The organism is Kitasatospora mediocidica KCTC 9733 (genome assembly GCF_000744225.1).
Classification (GTDB): Bacteria; Actinomycetota; Actinomycetes; order Streptomycetales; family Streptomycetaceae; genus Kitasatospora; species Kitasatospora mediocidica.
Map to the genome: position 1 here is coordinate 786,867 of NZ_JQLN01000001.1, position 1,940 is coordinate 788,806.

2 protein-coding genes are annotated in these 1,940 nt (G+C 72.4%); both read left to right on the forward strand.

What is annotated here, in order from left to right:
• Window positions 1-23: 23 nt before the first annotated feature.
• Complete coding sequence (locus BS80_RS03275) at window positions 24-977, forward strand: ATP-binding cassette domain-containing protein (protein WP_035792354.1); 954 nt, start codon at window positions 24-26, stop codon at window positions 975-977.
• Complete coding sequence (locus BS80_RS03280) at window positions 974-1,825, forward strand: ABC transporter permease (RefSeq protein WP_035792356.1); 852 nt, start codon at window positions 974-976, stop codon at window positions 1,823-1,825. The genes BS80_RS03275 and BS80_RS03280 overlap by 4 nt, the downstream gene beginning before the upstream one ends.
• Window positions 1,826-1,940: the final 115 nt, after the last annotated feature.

The following is a 1,940-nucleotide window of genomic DNA, read 5'->3' on the forward strand; positions in this document are numbered from 1 at the left end:
GCCCAAGGCCAGGGGAACACCCGATGATCGAGGCGCAGCAGCTCACGAAGCGGTACGGCGAGAAGACCGCCGTCGACCGGCTCGACTTCACGGTCAAGCCCGGGACCGTGACGGGCTTCCTCGGCCCCAACGGCGCGGGCAAGTCGACCACGATGCGCATGATCGTCGGGCTGGACGCCCCGAGCGCCGGCTCGGTCACCGTCAACGGCCGGCGCTACGCCGAGCACGCCGCCCCACTGCAGGAGGTCGGCGCGCTGCTGGAGGCGAAGTCGATCCACCCCGGGCGCTCCGCGTTCAACCACCTCAACACCCTCGCACTCACCCACGGCATCCCGCGCCGCCGGGTGGACGAGGTGATCGAGATGACCGGCCTCCAGCAGGTGGCGAAGAAGCGGGCCGGGGCGTTCTCACTGGGCATGGGCCAGCGGCTGGGCATCGCGGCGGCGCTGCTCGGCGACCCGGCGACGATCATGCTGGACGAGCCGGTCAACGGCCTGGACCCGGAGGGCGTGCTGTGGATCCGCAACCTGCTCATCGGCCTGGCCGACGACGGCCGCACGGTCTTCGTCTCCTCGCACCTGATGAGTGAGATGGCCCTGGTCGCGGACCACCTGATCATCGTCGGACGCGGACGGCTGCTCGCCGACACCACCGTCGAGGGCCTGATCCGGCAGTCCGGCGGCGACACCGTCAAGGTCGCCAGCTCCGACCCCGCACGGCTGCGCGAGCTGCTGGCCGGCCCGGGCGTGGAGATCACCGGCCGGTCCGGCTCCGAGGAGCTGGAGGTCACCGGGCTGGCGGCGCGGGCGATCGGGCTGAAGGCGGCGGAGCACAACATCGCGCTCTTCGAGCTCCACACCAAGGCCGTCTCCCTGGAGGAGGCGTTCATGGAGCTGACCCGGGACGCGGTGGAGTACCACGGCACCACCACCACTGCGGCTGTCGAGGCCGCCGAGACCGTCGGGAGCGCAGCATGAGCACCGCCACCGCCACCCCCACCGACGCTCCGGCCGCGCCCGAGCGCGCCGGACGCCCCGCCTACAAGGTCACCGCCGCCCGGGTGTTGCGCTCGGAGTGGGCCAAGTTCTGGTCGCTGCGGTCCAGTTGGATCACGCTGACGCTGGCGCTGTTCTTCGTCCTGGCGTTCGGCCTGATCCGGGCCTGGCGCTTCAAGGCCAACCTCGACGCGGGCCAGCACATGGACCCGGACATGCTGGGCGCCAACGCGGTCAGCCTGACCCTGTTCGGCCTGAACTTCGGCCAGCTGGCACTGGGCGTGCTCGGCGTGCTGGTCGCCGCCGGCGAGTACTCGACCGGCATGATCCGCTCGACGCTCGCGGCCGTCCCGCGCCGGCTGCCGGTGCTCTGGGCCAAGGCCGTCGTGTTCGGCGTCGTCGCGCTGGTCGTCGGCACGGTGGGCGCGTTCGTCGCCTTCGGCTTCGGCAGCGGGATCGTCTCCGGCACCCGTGCCGCGCTGACCTTCTCCGACGCGGGCGTGCTGCGCAGCCTGTTCATGGCCGGTCTGTACCTGGCGCTGATCGGTGTCTGCGGTGTCGCGCTGGGCGCGCTGCTGCGCTCGGTCGCGGGTGGCATCGCCATCCTCGTCGGCGTGCTGATGCTGGTCCCCGGCCTCGTCTCGCTGCTGCCGACGAGCTGGCAGAACAACGTCAGCCAGTACCTGCCCAGCCACGCGGGCGACTCGATGTACGCGCTGCACCAGGACGCGCACACCCTGGCGCCCGGCACGGGCCTGCTGGTCCTCGCCCTGTGGACCGCACTCGCCCTGGCCGGCGCGGCGTACCGGCTCAAGCGCACCGACGCCTGACCCGCGCGCAGCGCACACCAGCGCCGACGGCCGCGACCAGTGGGGGGTCGCGGCCGTCGGCATGTGCGGTGCCAGTACTCAGCCCCGCACGGGCCGTGCTCCCACGCGGCCCCGG